The following is a 16,579-nucleotide window of genomic DNA, read 5'->3' on the forward strand; positions in this document are numbered from 1 at the left end:
CTCTCCCGATTGCCATAGCCAGGAACGCCCACCATGAGCTTCGTCAGCCCCGACCTGATCCGTCAACGCTTCTCCCGGGCGATGTCCGACATGTACCGCGACGAGGTGCCGTTGTATGGCGCGTTGATGAAGCTGGTGGAGCACACCAACGCCCAGGTCCTGGCGGAAGATCCCGCCCTGGCCGCTCACCTGCGCAGCACCGGCGAACTGCAACGCCTGGACTTGGAACGTCACGGCGCGATCCGCGTCGGCACCGCGGCGGAGCTGGCGACCCTGGGGCGACTGTTCGCGGTCATGGGCATGCAGCCGGTGGGCTACTACGACCTCACGCCCGCCGGGGTGCCGGTGCATTCCACCGCGTTCCGCGCCGTGCATGAACGTGCGTTGCAAGTCAGCCCGTTCAGGGTATTCACCTCCCTCCTGCGCCTGGAACTGATCGAGAACGCCGGGCTGCGGGCGTTTGCCGAGTCGGTATTGGCCAAGCGGCAGATCTTCACCCCCGGCGCCCTGGAACTCATCGCCCTGGCCGAGCGCGAGGGGGGCCTGACCGAGCCTCAGGCGGACGACTTTGTCCGGCAGGCCCTGGAAACTTTTCGCTGGCACCCCAGCGCCACCGTGACGGCGGACCAATACCGGCAGTTGAGCGCGCAACATCGGCTGATCGCCGACGTGGTCGCGTTCAAGGGCCCGCACATCAACCACCTGACCCCACGGACCCTGGACATCGATATCGTCCAGGCCCAGATGCCCGTGCACGGCATCACCCCCAAGGCGGTGATCGAAGGCCCGCCCCGTCGCCAGTGCCCGATCCTGCTGCGCCAGACCAGCTTCAAGGCCCTCGACGAACCTGTCGCCTTCACTGACCAACCCGAGGCCCAAGGCAGCCACAGCGCCCGCTTCGGTGAAATCGAACAACGCGGTGCCGCCCTCACGCCCAAGGGCCGAGCCCTCTACGATCAATTGCTGAACGCGGCCCGCGATGCGCTGGGGGAGTTTCCCAACGAAGCCAACGCCCAGCGCCACGACGCATTGATGAGCGAACATTTCGCGGCCTTCCCGGACGACCACGAGCAACTGCGCCGCCAGGCCCTGGCCTACTTCCGCTACTTCGTGACACCGGAAGGCCTCGCCGCCAAGGGTACCCTCCAAACGCCGGCCTCCCTGGAGCGCTTGCTGGAACTGCGCTACCTGCGCGCCGAGCCCCTCGTATACGAGGACTTCCTGCCGGTCAGTGCGGCGGGCATCTTCCAGTCGAACCTGGGTGACGCCGCCCAGAGCCACTACGCCGGACAATCCAACCGCCAGGCTTTCGAAGAGGCCCTGGGACGCTCGACCATCGACGAGCTGGGTCTGTATGCGCAGACGCAGCAGCGCTCCATCGATGAGTGCATGGTTGCGCTGGGTGTATAGGAAAAGTAGCTCGGCAGGAATTTGCGTTGAACCAGGCAAGCCTTGATGCGTTTTTCCTGCCGGAATGGCATGGCGATACCGGTTAAATTACTCAATATATTGATTTGTATGAGTTTTTTCGAGGTGGCACAGCTCTTGATATCCGTCGGGTCCCTGGAACGACTTCCGTCCCAGGCTATCCAGGAAGGAGAACATCCTTGGCTACCCCCGCGTATATGGTTATCGAAGGCTATAAGCAAGGTCTGATCACTGCCGGTGCCTTTTCGGCCCAATCGGTCGGCAACATCTATCAAGAGGGCCATGAAGACCAGATCCTGGTGCAGGGTTTCCAGCACCACATTACCGTCCCGCGAGATCCCCAGTCCGGTCAACCAACAGGCCAGCGCGTGCATCATCCTCTCGTCATCACAAAGGTGTTCGACAAGGCCACCCCTTTGCTGCAGGCAGCACTTACAAGCGGCGAACGCCTGGAAAAGGTAGAAATTCAGTGGATGCGGACTTCAGCAGAGGGCACTCAGGAGCACTATTTCACTACGACGATGTTTGACGCAGTCATCGTCGAGATCAAGGACTACATGTTCAACTGCCAGGATCCAACAAACGCACACTTTACCCATCTGGAGGATGTGCATTTCTCGTATCGCAAGATCACCTGGAATCATGAAGTCTGCGGCACGATGGGCGTTGATGATTGGCGCGCGCCCGTGGCGGGCTAGAAAAAATGCCCGTGCCTTCATCAAAAACCCACCGGACGATGTGCGCTGAATTAGGAAAGTACTGACTCCAAGGGTGTTCGCCCAGTGCGATGGCCTCGGCATTCCATGCACTGGTAAAGAGCCTGACACTGGGCGAACGGGCACAATAATAGTGGAAGTTGCAGGGTGTGTCCGCCGTTCTCGTTTAAATAATTGTTTATGTGCAACACAATGTTTAAAACCGATGCGTTACATCACCGGATGAAAACGCCACGACCTACTTTGTTAAAGTACAAAGTTATACAAACAGTTTTACAAATATTAAATCCAGTACAAAAACTTCCATGCCCAAGGGCGGCCTGGCTCGAAAGTCAGACCGTCAGGGCCACCACGCATCAACCCCGCCGCCCAGTCTTCTGCGCATCGGTCTCCCCCGCTTGCTCATCGCCGCCTTGCTGCTTGCGCTTGGCCGGGTCGTTGGGGCGCAGGGCGTCGTTGTCGCGCTCCACCTCACCGGGCATCGCGGGGTCGTCAGGGTTGTGCTGGGTGGATTCGGTGGAATGTTTCATGGCGGTTTCCTCAAGTCTTTACAAGCGTGGAATCAGGCGTCGGGGTCGGCGACTTCTTCCGCGACGTTGGCATCGGGCGAGCGTTGATGCAGTTGCTCGGCCTGGGCTTTCAACGCTTGCCACTGCGCCAGGTCGATGGCGCCTTGGCCGAACAGGTCATTGGCCACCTGCATCAGTTCGGTGAAATGAGCATCGGGCGACTGCTGCCAGTAGGCCTTGTCGTCGAACAGCCGCTGCCAATCGGCCAGCGACGGAGGGGTGAGGTCATCGCTCATGGCGGGCTCCTGCGAGGCGTTCATAAGCTATGAGGGCCGACGCTCCCGGGGAGTTCCGGCGATTATCAGTAGCCGGTCATTTCCAGGTAGCCGATACCGCCGTGGCTGCCGCTCAACCGCACCGGCCCTTCCCAGTATGGAATGCGCAGGTTCATCCAGGCGGCGGGGTTCAAGGCCTCGGTGGTGATATCCAGATGCTTGCCCGGCACCTTGATGGACCAGCGCACCGGCATCGCGCGGCCAGCGACCCGGGCGGTATCGCCTGGCGCCAATTCGATATCGCCAGCCCGGAGCGTTTGCGAACGACCCTGGGCATCGATCCAGGTGCCGGTGAGGTACGGCGCGCCGTCCTTGTGGCGCATGCGGTACAGCATCAGGTGTTCACCGCTGTCCAGGTGCAGGGAGAACCAGTCCCACCCGGTCTGGTTCGCCGTCAGCGGTTGGCTGCTCCACTCGCGATCCAGCCAGGCCGGGCCGCTGACCGTGTAGCGCTGGCCGTCGATTTCCAACTGGCCGCTGGCCTGGAAGAACGGCTGGCTGTAGTAGTACGAGGCCTGGCCCTGCTCGGACTTCTGGCTGAAACCGTTGTCTCCTTGCAACACCAACGGCCGGGTCGAGGTGAGCCGCAAGGCATAGCTGAACCGAGGGTCGCGGGCCTTCAGCTGCATATCCGCCAATGGATCGGCGCCTGACGCCTGGGTGCTGAACTGCCAGTCATCGATCCAGGCCTCGAAGGGCGTCGCCTGTACCCCGGCCTGCCCTACGCCGCCACGGGCGTAGCGCTCGGCGGCATGGTGCACGGTGGCCGAGGTGACCGCCGCGTGACCGAGCCAGATCGTCTGGTTACGCCAGCCCGCGGCCGGCGGCGCGGCGTTCAAGGCGTTGCGAAACAGGGTCCACTGCACGCCAAAATCGCGACCCTGGGCGTCCTTCAGATTGGCGGTGACGTACCACCACTCGATACGGTAACCCTCGTGGACGCCGTGGTCGGCCGGGAAACCGAAGACCCGTCCCGGCACCACCGGCATGAACGCGACCGCCTGGTCGCCAAGGCCGGCAAAGCCCTTTTCTGGCGCTTGCGGGTTGTCGCAGCCAGCGAGCAACGCCAACAGCAGCAGGCCAATCCTGAACTTCATGGGCGGTCTTCCTGGGCGAAATGCCGGAGCAAATCCGATGGCTGGGTACGGTACAGCGTGTACAGCGGCCAGGCCGATGCCAACAGCGTGGCGAACATCGCCAGCGCCAGCAACTGCGCCAGTTGCAACGGGAAGATCTGCAACGGCAGGCGCCAGCCGAAGGCCTGGACGTTGATCACCGTGTCCAGGCACCAGGCCAGGGCAATGCCCAGCGGCAAGGCGAGCACCAGGGTCAACAAGGCCAGCAGCCAGGTCTGGCCGAGGTTGAGCAGCATCAATTGTCGGCGGGTCACCCCCAGCGCCCACAAGGGGGCCAACTGGCCGAGGCGGCTCTGGCTCTGGGTCAGCAGGCTGATGAACAGCGCCACGCCAGCGACCGCCAGAGTCAGGCTGTTGAGGGCCGCGGTGGCGGCAAAGGTGCGCTCGAACACTTGGGTCGACCAGCCTTTGAGCCGGGCCTGATCGACGATATGGCTGTCGTCCAGGTCGAACCGACTTTGCAGCGCGGCCAGCAGCGCCGGGATCGCGGCCGGCTCGATCCGCAGGTTGAAGCGATACGGCGTCAGTTGCGGCCAGTGCGCCAGCAGGTGATCGGCGTTGATCAGCACGTGGCCCTTGGGGTTGCCGTAGTCGGCGTAGATCCCGACGATCCGGGGCGTCCACGGTCCCTGGGGGGTCGGCAAGGTCAACCGGTCGCCGATCTTCACCTTGAGGCGCCGCGCCAGTTGTTCGCTGAGCATCAGGGTATCGGCGCTGGCCAGTTGTTCCCACGGCGGATCAGCGGACGCCTCCAGCAGCGGCCAATGCTGGCGATAGGCAGGGTGATCGATGATGCCGAAGATATCCGTCGGCCATCCTTGCAAGGCAACGGCGACCTGCCAGTTGGGCAGCACCGCGGTAATGGCCGGCTGCTGCTTGAGCCAGGCCTGCAGCTCGGCGGCCTGGGCCGGGGTCTGCGGGCTGACGTACAACTCCGAGGTCAAGCGTTGTTCGAGCCAATGGTTGAACGTCTGGCGGAAACCCGACGTCATGCTGCCCGCACCGATGTTGGCCGCCAACGCCAGCAGCAAAGCCATCAGCGCCAGGCTCAGCGTCGGCAGTTGCTGGCGACAGTCGGCCAGGAACCACTGCCCGAGCACCGAGCGGCTGCGCCGCAGCAACAGGTCCAGCACGCCGTTGAGCAGCACCGGCAAGGCCAGGGCGGCACCCAGTAACAACGCGGTCATCAGGACAAAGCCGCTGGCCAGGCTGTCCCCCCGGATCAACGCCCAGAAACCGATCGATGCGGCCAGCGCCACCACCCACCCCTGGCGTCGCAACCGGCGCGCATGGGCCTGATGCCAGGCTTGGGGATTGGCCAGCGCCAGCAATGGCAAGCGGGCCGCCCGCAAGAGGCTGTCGGCGCCGGCCAGCAGCGCCCCCAAGAGGCTCAGGCCAATCCCGCTGAGCCACCACCACGGGCTGAGATTCAGGTGCCCGGCCACTTCGGCGCCATACAACCCGCGCAGGCTCGCGGCGACATCGGGCAACAACAGGCTCGCCAGCCAATACCCGCTGAGCACCCCGGCGATGCCGCCGATCAAGGCCAGCGCCCCCAGTTCGACGGCCAGGCTGGTGACCAGCCGCCGCGCACTGACCCCACAGGCCCGCAGGGTTCGCAACAGGCTGCGACGCTGCTCCAGCGCCAGGCCGATGGCCGCGTGGGCGATGAACAACCCCACCACGAACGACAGGAACCCCAGGGCATCGAGGTTCAGGTGAAAGCTTTCGGTAAGGCGCGACAGGTTGTTTTCTTCATCGGCGCGCTTGAATTGCAAACGGCCGCCGAACCCTTGCGGCAGGGTCGCGTTGAACGTCGCGGGCAGCAGCAAGCGCGACAGCTGGTCCGGCAGCCCGAGGGCTTGCTGGGCAAAACCGATGTCCACCAACAGCACGCCCGGGGCCATGTCCGGCTGGAGGTGCAAGGGTGGCAGGGACCGCCCTTCGACGGTCCGGGGCTGGTCGCCCTCGCGCAGCCCCAACGCCTGCAAGGTTTGCGGGGCGATCCAGGTGCGGCCAGGGTCGCTGAAAAACCCCACCACCTCGCTGATGTCCCGCGCTTGCCCCGCCAATGCCGCGCCAGGCGGCAACGACACCGGGTCGATGCCCATCAATTGCAAGCGCTGGTCGACATGCCCTTCGAGGGTGACCCGCGCCTGCAACAACGGCGACACCGGCCAGCCCTGGCGCCGCAGGTCGACGAACCATTGTTGGGGGAACGTGCCGCCACCGGGGGCGCTGAGGCTGGCTTGCGGTTCGCCGCCGATGAGCTGACTGGCGCGGGCGTAGCTGTCCCGGGCCTGGCTGTTCAACGCCAGCACACCGGTGAGCAGGCCGGTGGCGAGCCACAGTCCGGTGAGCACGCTGAAAAACTGCACCGGGTGCTGGCGCCAGTGGCTGAGCAAGGCCTTGAGGGTCTGGCGAAAGATCATCACCCTTGGGCCACCTGCGCGAGACGACCGCCGTGCAACACCACGCGCTGGGCCAGGCGGGCGGCCACCCGAGGACTGTGGGTCACCATCAGCAGGCTGGTGGGGCTGTCGGCCAGCAGCTCCAGCAGCAACTGCAACACGTCGTCACTGGTGCCTTCGTCGAGGCTGCCGGTGGGTTCGTCGGCCAGCAACAGCGGCGGCCGCGACGCCAGTGCCCGCCCCAGCGCCACCCGCTGCTGCTGGCCGCCGGACAGTTGCTCGGGATAACGTCGCAGCAAATCCGCGAGGCCCAGCCGCTGCACCAGGTGGGCCTGCCAGGTCGGGTCATGGCGACCGCACAGCCGCGCCTGGAACGCCAGGTTGTCCGCCACCGACAAACTGCTGATGAGATTGAACTGCTGGAAGACCAGGCCGATTTCCGTCCGCCGCCAGTTGGCCAACTGGCTTTCGCTCATGCCATCTAGCCGGTACTCGCCGCTGCGGATGCTGCCGCGATCGACCTTGTCCAGCCCGGCGACCAGGTGCAACAAGGTGCTCTTGCCACTGCCGGACTCCCCCATCAGCGCCAGGCTGCTGCCCGGCGACAGCGTCAGGTCGACGCCCTGCAACACCGGCAACGGGCCCTGGGGCGTGGCGTAGCTTTTGAAAACGTCGCGGACTTCCAGCATGGGCAGACTCTGATGGGAAAACGTGACGCTCAGGATAGCGGAGTTGAACGCCGGGCCCTATCCACCGCAAAGGCTGGATTCGTCCCAACCGTTTGTCAGGGTATGGATCCACCCCCTTGTCCAGCGTCAATTTTCAGCTATCAATCAATCAGTAATGCACGCCGTTTAAAGAGCATCAGGATGACCGTCATGAATATGACGAACCTGGCCGACTTCCTTTTTCAAGGATGCCCATCGACATGCCCCACACCCACTACCGTCGCGATATCGATGGGCTTCGCGCCGTTGCCGTCATTGCCGTACTGATCCATCACCTCAACACCAGGCTGCTCCCGGGCGGATTCGAGGGGGTGGACATTTTCTTCGTCATCTCGGGTTTTCTCATCACCTCCCAAGTGTTTGCCGAGATCAAGCACCACGCCTTTTCCATCGAGCGTTTTTATCAACGACGCATCAACCGCATCGTCCCGGCGCTGGCGACGGTGTTGCTGGCCAGTGTGGTCGCCGGAGTCGTCATCCTTTCCCCGGCCGACCTGACCCGGCTCAACGTCAGCGCGCTGCTCTCCCTGCTCGGGGTGTCGAACATCTACATCTGGATGAAGTACGGCAACTATTTCGCGGCGGACGCCAGCGAAGCGCCGCTGCTGCACACCTGGTCGCTGGGTATCGAGGAACAGTTCTACGTGATCTGGCCGCTGCTGCTCCTGGCGCTCTACCGGCTGGCGCCCCGCTACATGCTGGCCGTGCTGGCGGTCGGCGTGGTCGCGGCCATCGGCCTGTCGGAGTACGCCACCCATGTCTTCGTCACCGCGTCCTACTACCTGTTGCCCACGCGCTTTTTCGAGTTGATGGTGGGCGGCGCGCTGGGTATCTATCTCTATCGACCCCGGGCGCTCGGCCGCCGCGCCGCCGTGGGCTGCGCGTTGGCGGGGGCCGGGTTGATCGGCGTTTCCCTGTTCACCCTGAGCCCCGAATCGCCCTTCCCCGGCCTCAATGCCCTGATGCCCTGCCTGGGCGCGGCGCTGCTGATCCTGGCCGGCGCCCAGACCCAATCCCGCCTGCTGGACAACCGTCCCATGGTGTTCATCGGCCTGATTTCCTACTCGCTTTACCTGTGGCACTGGCCATTGATCGCCTACCTCCATTACCTCGGCATTGCCATGACGCTGCCGGTGGGAATCTCGCTGCTGGCGGTGTCGGTCGCGTTGTCCTGGTGGTCCTGGCGTTATGTCGAGGTGCCGTTTCGACGCAGCGGCGCACAGTTGCCGTTTTCCCGCGTACTCGGCCTTCGCTTCATCATGCCGGCTGCGGCACTCGCCGTGGTGGCGACGCTGAGCCTGCAATGGAACGGCTTCCCCCAGCGTTTCGTGCCGCAAGTGGCGACACTCGAGGCCATGACCCTGGTGGAGCCGAACAAGCTTCGCAGCGACTGCCACAAGCCCAATGCGCACTACGACGCCGAGCCCAACCCCCAATGTCGGCTGGGCGCGCGCAAGGCGTCGCTCGACGGGATCATGGTCGGTGACTCGTTCGCCAATCACTTCACCGGCATGGTCGACATCCTGGCCAAACCCAACGGTATCGGGTTGATGGACTACACCCTGGATGGCTGCCCGCCGATCTTCGCCTACACCGCCCAGGCCCCGACCGTGTATATCGCCCATTGCATGGAGCGCAACGCGCACGTGCTCGGGCTGATCGAGCAGCACCACTACCCTTACGTCGTGCTGGCCGGGGCCTGGCCAAGGGACGCTGCGGCCGGGGAGATGATCGAAGCGAGCATCAAGCGGGTCGCGGACAACAGCGGCCAGGTCATCGTCATCCTCGGCAACCAGCACATCGACAAGGCCGCGACCTGCCCGGTACGCCGCTTGATGTTCGGCACCGACCGCCTCTGCTCGACGCCGCAGGACGCCCCGCCGCCGTACTGGGCCGGGATACGCGCCAGGCTGCCGCAGGTGCACTTCATCGACCCGAACCCGGTGATCTGTCCGGCGGGGCTGTGCAGCCCGATCATCGACGGGCTGTTGCTGTACCGCGATGACGCGCACCTGAACGATGTGGGCTCGCGCTTCATTGGCCGCACATTGCGCGACCGGGGCTTCTCCCTGCTCTACGACCCCGCCCGTCCCGCCACGATCGCCACCACAAGGTAAGGGGGTAGGCCTTGCTGCCGCTTTCGCGAGCGGGCTCGCTCCCACAAAAGACCGGTGGCGTACACACATCCCGAGCCACCCCCAAAACACCTGTGGGAGCGAGCCTGCTCGCGAAGACGACGGCGCAGCCAGCCTCACCGCTACTGATCCTCCACCTTCGCTCCCGCGGAGCGCGCGGTAATCAGTGCCCCGCCGCCATTTCCGCCTGGGCCGGTGCCGGGGTGACAATGTGGCCCAGGTCGATGTGCCGCCAGGCGGGCTTGGCGCCCAGGCGCGCATTGAAGCGGTAGTTGAAGGTGAAGTCGTCATCGGTGGGTTGGTCGAGGGACCTTCCATAGACCGCCTCGACCCCGGCAGGGTCGTAGCCCATCAACTGCAGCAGGGTCGGGAAGATGTTGTAGTGGCTCGAACGGTCCTTGTTCTGCGCCAAGGCATCGCGCCAATCGAGGGTGTGCAAGGACTTGCCCTGGATGACCACCAGCGGCACCAATCCCTCCTCCGCCACCGGGTCGCCGCCGCAGTGGGTGTTCAGGCCCGGGTTGCCGCGCTCGTGCAAGTCCTGGCCATGGTCGGAGGTGTAGATCACCACGGCATTGTCCAGGTCGGCCTGCTGGAAGATGCGCTTGAAGAATTCGCCGACGTTCCACAGCACGGTGTTCTGGTAGGCATTGCGGTACAGCAGCCAATCGTCCTTCTGGCCATTGAAACCGTCGCGCTGGCCCGTATCGGCCACATCCTGGTAGTGCCCACGCGGCAGCGCCGGTCGATAGCTCATGAACTCGTCGGGGTACTTGTCGTGGACCGGGAAGTGCGCACCCATCTTGTTGATCACCACCAGTTCGGCCTGGTCGTCGTTCAGCAATTCGACCAACTTCGCCGCGACCGCCATGTCGCGGTCGCGCACACGGACCTGGTCGAATTGGACGAAGGTGTCGATGTCCTGTTTTTCCAGGTCGGTCATCAGGTTCTGCAGGTTGCCGCCAGTGCGCTGGGCGTCGATGTAGACCGTGCGCAGGCCGGCCTTCCTGGCGTACTGCCAGATCGATGGGAGGGTGCTGTTGATGCGGATGTAGTCGGCGCGGGTGCCACCGTAGCGCAGGGTGACGTTGGTGTCGGCGCTGCAATTGGCGATGGAGGCGGCATAGCCGAAGTTGAAGATGTCCACGCCGTCCGGCGCCGCCTGCAAGCCGCTGTGCACGCCGGAAGGGGTGTTGATGTCGAGGTAATTGCCGGCAATGCTTTCATCGATGATCAGCACGATATCGTGGTTGATTGCCGCGGTTGACCGCGCGATGCGCACCGGTTCCCGAGGGCCGACCGTGTTGTGCCAGGCCTCGTAGAGAAACAGGTTCAGGTAGGCCAGCGGCGTGTACATCACTGGCAGCCCACGGGCGCCCTCCCCGGCCCGCGCGAACAGCACGCCACTGAGCAACAGCACGCCCAGCACCGGCGCCGCGACCGGCAGATAACCGGGGATGGCCAGCCGCCGACGCGGCTTGAGCCCGATCCCCAGCAACAGCAGCAGCCCCGCGGCCATCGCACTGATGATCACCGCGCGGTACTGATAGGCCGCCTCCTGGATGAACCCGCCCGAATACACCAGCGACACGAACTGGCTGTAGGTCAGGTAGCTGTCGGTGACCCGGGTGTAGACCTCGAAGAACACCGCCGAGACGAACATCAGCAGCGCGAAAAGATGCCGCACCAGGGCCTGGCGAATGTGTGCGGCCAGCCACAGCGCGACCACCAGCACCGCGAACATCGCGCCGAACAGCAACGTGGCGAACCCCAGGCCCAGCGCGCCCAGGCGGTCGAGGTAGTACTCGTGCCCCCGGACCAGGTACAGCACCAGCAACAGTTCCTTGAGGTATCGACCCATGACGTTCTCGGCGATGTCGCGACGTTGAGAAGCTGCGTTCCAGCACAGGGAAAACACTGTTTTTCCTGCACCCGCGCGCGCTTGGTTTCTGCACATTAGCAGCGACCTTTCAAAGTGCAAGAAATGCCCCGACCAACGAGCGCGTCAAAAAAAAGTTAGCCCAAAAATGACACGATTCTGCCTTATAAAATCGGAAAATCTATGGACTATGACCGTTCATCGCTTTCTTAAAACCCAGTAAAACCCTTTAAAACCTAGACTTTTCCATGACAGTCAATAACTTGATATCAAAAGGCCCTGTTCTTTCGAGTTTTGCCAACACTGACAACTGTCATTTTGCTGACACGCTTTTCTGAAGCTGCGCTATACCCCCTCTTAACAGTTTCATCCGAGTTACATAAACGGGTTTTTGCGAGGCGCGCCGAAGATGGACGTGAGCGTATTTGGAACGGGGTATGTGGGGCTGATCCAGGCCGCCGCGCTGGCCGATGTCGGCCACCGCGTGCTGTGCATCGACATCGACCCGAACAAGATCCGGCAACTGCAACAAGCGGTCCCGCCCATCAGCGAACCGGGCTTGTCCGGCCTGCTCGAAGAGAACATCAAGGCCGGACGCCTGGCGTTCAGTTCCCAGGCCAGCGATGCGGTCAATCACGGCGAGTTGATCTTCATCGCCGTCGGCACGCCCGCCGACGAAGACGGCTCGGCCGACCTGAGCCATGTGCTGGGCGTCACCCGCCAGATCGCCGACTTCATGGACAGCGACCGCACCCTGATCATCAAGTCCACGGTGCCGGTGGGCACGGCCGACAAGGTCACCGAATGCGCCCGCCAGGCGTTGGCGCGCCGGGGCCTGAAACAGTTGAACGTGCGCGTGGTGTCCAACCCCGAATTCCTCAAGGAAGGCAGCGCCCTCGCCGATTGCATGCGCCCGGACCGGATCATCGTCGGCACTGCCGACCCGCTGGCCCGCGACCAGATGAGCGAGCTCTACGCGCCCTTCTGCCGCAACCACGAAAAACTGATGTTCATGGACAATCGCAGCGCCGAGCTGACCAAGTACGCGGCCAATGCGATGCTTGCCACGCGCATCAGCTTCATGAACGAACTGGCCAACCTCACCGAACGCCTGGGTGCCGACATCGAGGCGGTGCGCAAGGGGATCGGCTCGGACCCGCGCATCGGCTACCACTTCATCTACCCCGGTTGCGGCTTCGGCGGCTCGTGCTTCCCCAAGGACCTGCGGGCCCTGCTGCACACCGCCGAACAAAGCGGCATGCCCCTGCGCCTGCTGCGCAGCGTCACCGACGTCAATGACAGCCAGCGGCACATCCTCTTCGAGAAACTCGCCAAGCAGTTCCCCGACGGCCTGGCCGGCAAGTCGATTGCCATCTGGGGCCTGGCGTTCAAGCCCAACACCGATGACATGCGCGAAGCCCCCAGCCGCTACCTGATGGAAGCGCTGTGGCGCGAAGGCGCCCGGGTCCAGGCCTACGACCCGGAAGCGATGTCCGAATGCCGTCGTCTCTATGGCTATCGCAAGGACCTGAACCTGTGCGCCACCCGCGATGACACCCTGGAGGACGCCGACGCCCTGGTGATCTGCACCGAGTGGAAGAACTTCCGCGTGGTGGACTTCGACCTGCTGGCCAGCAAGCTGCGCGCCCGGGTGATCATCGATGGGCGCAACCTGTACAACCCCGAACACCTGGCCGCCGCGGGGTTGCTGTACCGCGGCATCGGCCTGCGGCATACCTTGCCAGACACCCTTGCACCGGGGGCGCCAGCGTGAAGGTCCTGGTGACCGGCGCGGCCGGTTTCATCGGTGCCCATTGCGTACTGCGCCTGCTGCGCGACGGCCATCGGGTATGCGGGCTGGACAACTTCAACGACTACTACGACCCGCAACTCAAGCACGACCGCGTGGCCTGGGTGAACGAGCAGGTCGGCGAGTTCCCGCTGGCGCGGATCGACCTGAATGACGCGCCGGCCATCGACGCGCTGTTCCAGCACCAGCGCCCGGACGTGGTGATCCACCTCGCCGCCCAGGCCGGCGTGCGCTATTCCCTGGAAAACCCGCGGGCCTATGTCGACAGCAACCTCGGCGGTTTCCTGAACATCCTGGAAAGCTGCCGCCGCCATCCGGTCAGGCACCTGATCTACGCCTCCTCCAGCTCGGTGTACGGCGCCAACGCGCGCACCCCGTATTCGGAGCAAGACAACGTCGACCATCCGCTGTCGTTGTACGCAGCCAGCAAGAAAGCCAACGAACTGATGGCCCACAGCTACAGCCACCTGTTCGGCCTGCCCTGCACCGGCCTGCGCTTTTTTACCGTCTACGGTCCCTGGGGCCGGCCCGACATGTCGCCGATCCAGTTCGCCCGCGCCATCACCGAAGGTCGGGTGCTGTCGCTGTTCAACCATGGCGAGCACCAACGGGATTTCACCTACATCGACGACATCATCGAAAGCATCGCCCGGCTGATCGACCTTCCTCCCCAGGCCACGCCACAAGACGCTTGCGCACAACCGGGCCCGGCCACCAGCCGGGCGCCCTGGCGGATCTTCAACATCGGCGGGCAGCACCCGGTGGCGCTGCGCACCTACGTGGCCTTGCTGGAAAAACACCTGGGCCGCCGCGCCCGCATCGAACTGCTGCCCCTGCAAGCCGGGGACGTACTCAACACCTGCGCCGACGCCAGTGGCCTGGCGCGGGCCACCGGGTTCCAGCCGCGTATCGAACTGGACGAAGGCCTGGGCCGCTTCATCGCCTGGTTCCTGGATTACTACGCATTGCCTGGTGCCCACCCGCCGCTCGCGGCTGAACTTGCGGATGAACCTCAGCGGAGGCGTCTATGACCCGACATGAGCATGACCTACCGACCCACACCCTCGGACGCGACAAGCGTGTCGACCCCGAGCACCGCAGGCGCCTCGACGCCGCCATCCACCGGCAAGGCCGGGGCTGGCTGACCGGTCGCGACGGCGGCCGGCCCTGGACAGTCTCGCGCACCAACCGGGTGGTGGCCTGCCTCGGCGCCCTGACGATCCTGGTGATGCTCTGCCCGCTGCTGCTGGGCCTGGCGCTGCTGGTCAAGTTCTCGAGCCCCGGCCCGGTGCTGTTCGTGCAGAAGCGCACCGGCTATCGCGGCCGGGTCTTTGGCATGTACAAGTTTCGCACCATGGTCGCCGACGCGGAGGCCCTCAAGGAGTCCCTGCGCCACCTCAACAAACACGGCGTCGACGCCATCGACTTCAAGATCGACAACGACCCGCGCATTACCCCCATCGGCCGGTTCCTGCGACGCAGCAGCCTCGACGAACTGCCGAACCTGATCAACGTAGTGACCGGCGACATGCGCCTGGTGGGCCCGCGGCCCACCTCGTTCAACGCCTATCGCTACAAGGACAACCACCTTGTGCGCCTGAGCATCTACCCCGGCATGACCGGCCTTTGGCAGATCTCCGGGCGCAGCAATATCGACTTCGACCAGCGCGTGGAATTGGACCTCAGCTACATCGCCGAGCAAAGCCTGATGCTGGATTTGAAGATCCTGATGATGACCCCCTTCAAAGTGTTCAGCGGCCACGGAGCGAGTTAAATGGACGGTTCGACGAATATTCTCACCATAGCAAGCCCGAGCGAGACCAACCTGACCTCGACCGTGCTCGACCCTTCCTTGCGGATACTGCTGCTCACGGCCGCCAATACCGGCACCGGAACCAGCACCAGCGCCATGGCGCTGGCCGCCCAACTGGCGCAGATGAGCAGTGGCCGCGTGTTGCTGGTGGATGCCAGCCACTCGCCGCGCAACCTCAGCCAGCAACTGTCGCTGTACAAGGAGCGCGGCTTCAGCGACCTGCTGTTCAACAGCCTCGCCCCGCCCTTGCTGCAGGACTGCGTGGTACAGGTCTCCAGCCTGCCTTTCGACTTCCTGCCGATCGGTCGCCTGGGGCGCAATGCCGAACGCCTGAACCCCGAGCAACTGCGCCCGCTGTTCCGGCAACTGGCGGCGCAGTACCGCTTCGTGGTGATCGACGCCGACGCGGTGTATTCGGCCAGCGACACCCTGGTGCTCAGTACCCAGGTGGACGGCGTGGTGCTGGTGGTGCGCGGTGAAGACACCCGCTGGGAAGTGGCCCAGGCCGCCCGTCAGCGCCTGTCCCAGGCCGGCGCGAAAGTGGTGGGCAGCGTGTTCAACCGGCGCAAGTACTACATGCCCAAATGGCTCTACAACAACCTGTAAGCGTGCAGAAGGATGACGAGATGAACGCCAGAATGCTTGTCCTGCTGTTGCTGCCGCTCGCCGGTTGCTCCAGCACCACCGATACCCGCTCGATGCCGGTGCAGATACTCACCGCCGCGCCGGCCAACGCCCAGGCCACCGACATGCCCAAGGTCGAACAGACCCTGCGGCCCCAGGACGTGCTCGACGTGATCTTTCACATCAGCACCACCGGTCCCCAGTCCTACCGTGTGCAATCGGGCGACCAGGTGGCGCTGAACTTCACCGCCGCCAGCCAGCTCAATGGCACGCAGCAGGTCATGCCCGATGGCAGCATCGAACTGCCGGGCGCCAACACCTCGGTCAAGGTCGCCGGCTTGACCACCGACGAAGCCCGCCTCGCGGTGCAACGGGCCTACGACCAGAAAATGCTCTTCCAGCCCAATCGCAACCAGTTGACCGTGCAGGTGACCAGCCCGCTGGCCGGCGAGAACAACCTGCGCAACACCCTGAGCCACCCCGGCACCGGCATGAGCCGGGAAATCATCGTCGGCCGGGACGGCTACGCGAGCTTTCCGGAAATCGGTTCCGTGCCGCTGCAAGGCATGACGGTCACCCAGCTGGAAGCCTTCCTCAATGAGCGCTACGCCCAACTGCCCGGGCACATGACCGTCGATGTGCTGCTCAAGTCCACCGCCGGCAACGAGATCTACGTCCTCGGCGAAGTGGCCCAGCCCGGTTCCTATCCGATCCGCCGGCCGATCTCGGTGCTCGAGGCGCTGACCCTGGCCCGCGGCACCAACATCAAGGCCCGGCTCGATTCGGTGGTGATCATGCGCCGCAACGGCAACCAGGTCGAAGCCCGTCACTACGACGTGGAAAAAGCCCTGAGCGGCGACGCCTCGCAAATCGCCTACCTGCAACCCGAAGACATGCTCTTCGTGCCCAAGACCAAGCTGGCCAGCGCCGGCGAGCTGGCCCGGCAACTGGCCGACGTGGTGCTGTTCCAGGGCATGGGCGTCAGCTTCGGCTACCGCCTCGACAGCAAAGGCGACAACAGCAACAGATCCAACACTCCTGCAACAGGTAACTGA

14 protein-coding genes are annotated in these 16,579 nt (G+C 64.2%); 8 read left to right on the plus strand and 6 right to left on the minus strand.

The window, feature by feature from the left end:
- The first annotated feature begins 33 nt into the window (after window positions 1–33).
- Together hglS and Q6A48_RS09000 are read left to right on the plus strand one after the other, a co-directional pair.
- Window positions 34–1,410 carry a 2-oxoadipate dioxygenase/decarboxylase HglS gene (gene hglS / locus Q6A48_RS08995; RefSeq protein WP_304553679.1) on the plus strand — a complete coding sequence of 459 codons (1,377 nt, stop codon included), beginning with the start codon at window positions 34–36 and terminating at the stop codon, window positions 1,408–1,410.
- Between the two features lie 197 nt (window positions 1,411–1,607).
- Window positions 1,608–2,126: an Hcp family type VI secretion system effector gene (locus Q6A48_RS09000; RefSeq protein WP_304553680.1), complete on the plus strand. Its 519-nt coding sequence runs from the start codon at window positions 1,608–1,610 to the stop codon at window positions 2,124–2,126.
- 374 nt (window positions 2,127–2,500) lie between these two features.
- Here Q6A48_RS09000 and Q6A48_RS09005 read toward each other — a convergent pair whose 3' ends face one another.
- The 5 genes from Q6A48_RS09005 to Q6A48_RS09025 all read right to left on the minus strand — a co-directional run bounded on the left by Q6A48_RS09005 (window position 2,501) and on the right by Q6A48_RS09025 (window position 7,224).
- Window positions 2,501–2,674, minus strand: coding sequence for a hypothetical protein (locus Q6A48_RS09005; protein WP_304553681.1), 174 nt, complete (start codon window positions 2,672–2,674; stop codon window positions 2,501–2,503).
- 32 nt (window positions 2,675–2,706) lie between these two features.
- The gene (locus Q6A48_RS09010; RefSeq protein WP_304553682.1) at window positions 2,707–2,949 is read right to left on the minus strand and encodes a hypothetical protein; all 243 of its coding nucleotides are present in this window, start codon (window positions 2,947–2,949) and stop codon (window positions 2,707–2,709) included.
- A 65-nt stretch (window positions 2,950–3,014) separates the two neighbouring features.
- On the minus strand, window positions 3,015–4,085 hold the full coding sequence (locus Q6A48_RS09015) for a lipocalin-like domain-containing protein (protein ID WP_304553683.1): 1,071 nt from the start codon (window positions 4,083–4,085) through the stop codon (window positions 3,015–3,017).
- On the minus strand, window positions 4,082–6,556 hold the full coding sequence (locus Q6A48_RS09020) for an ABC transporter permease (RefSeq protein ID WP_304553684.1): 2,475 nt from the start codon (window positions 6,554–6,556) through the stop codon (window positions 4,082–4,084). Before Q6A48_RS09020 ends, Q6A48_RS09015 begins: the two co-directional genes overlap by 4 nt.
- Window positions 6,556–7,224 (minus strand): ABC transporter ATP-binding protein, encoded by a 669-nt coding sequence (locus Q6A48_RS09025; protein ID WP_304553685.1) that lies wholly within the window; start codon window positions 7,222–7,224, stop codon window positions 6,556–6,558. The genes Q6A48_RS09020 and Q6A48_RS09025 overlap by 1 nt, the downstream gene beginning before the upstream one ends.
- 239 nt (window positions 7,225–7,463) lie before the next feature.
- Here Q6A48_RS09025 and Q6A48_RS09030 point away from each other — a divergent pair, with 239 nt between their 5' ends.
- Window positions 7,464–9,380 carry an acyltransferase family protein gene (locus tag Q6A48_RS09030; protein WP_304553686.1) on the plus strand — a complete coding sequence of 639 codons (1,917 nt, stop codon included), beginning with the start codon at window positions 7,464–7,466 and terminating at the stop codon, window positions 9,378–9,380.
- A 181-nt stretch (window positions 9,381–9,561) separates the two neighbouring features.
- Here Q6A48_RS09030 and Q6A48_RS09035 read toward each other — a convergent pair whose 3' ends face one another.
- Window positions 9,562–11,259 carry a sulfatase-like hydrolase/transferase gene (locus Q6A48_RS09035; RefSeq protein ID WP_304553805.1) on the minus strand — a complete coding sequence of 566 codons (1,698 nt, stop codon included), beginning with the start codon at window positions 11,257–11,259 and terminating at the stop codon, window positions 9,562–9,564.
- 427 nt (window positions 11,260–11,686) lie between these two features.
- Between Q6A48_RS09035 and Q6A48_RS09040 the strand changes: the two genes are divergently transcribed.
- The 5 genes from Q6A48_RS09040 to Q6A48_RS09060 are packed head-to-tail and all read left to right on the plus strand — an operon-like array spanning window position 11,687 to window position 16,579.
- Window positions 11,687–13,051, plus strand: coding sequence for a UDP-glucose dehydrogenase family protein (locus Q6A48_RS09040; RefSeq protein WP_304553687.1), 1,365 nt, complete (start codon window positions 11,687–11,689; stop codon window positions 13,049–13,051).
- Complete coding sequence (locus Q6A48_RS09045) at window positions 13,048–14,118, plus strand: NAD-dependent epimerase (RefSeq protein ID WP_304553688.1); 1,071 nt, start codon at window positions 13,048–13,050, stop codon at window positions 14,116–14,118. Before Q6A48_RS09040 ends, Q6A48_RS09045 begins: the two co-directional genes overlap by 4 nt.
- Window positions 14,115–14,861 (plus strand): sugar transferase, encoded by a 747-nt coding sequence (locus Q6A48_RS09050; RefSeq protein WP_304553689.1) that lies wholly within the window; start codon window positions 14,115–14,117, stop codon window positions 14,859–14,861. Before Q6A48_RS09045 ends, Q6A48_RS09050 begins: the two co-directional genes overlap by 4 nt.
- Window positions 14,862–15,506 carry a CpsD/CapB family tyrosine-protein kinase gene (locus tag Q6A48_RS09055; RefSeq protein WP_304553690.1) on the plus strand — a complete coding sequence of 215 codons (645 nt, stop codon included), beginning with the start codon at window positions 14,862–14,864 and terminating at the stop codon, window positions 15,504–15,506. It begins immediately after the preceding gene.
- Window positions 15,507–15,526: 20 nt separating this feature from the next.
- Complete coding sequence (locus Q6A48_RS09060) at window positions 15,527–16,579, plus strand: polysaccharide biosynthesis/export family protein (protein ID WP_304553691.1); 1,053 nt, start codon at window positions 15,527–15,529, stop codon at window positions 16,577–16,579.

This window comes from Pseudomonas citrullilanati, assembly GCF_030580855.1.
GTDB lineage: Bacteria > Pseudomonadota > Gammaproteobacteria > Pseudomonadales > Pseudomonadaceae > Aquipseudomonas > Aquipseudomonas citrulli.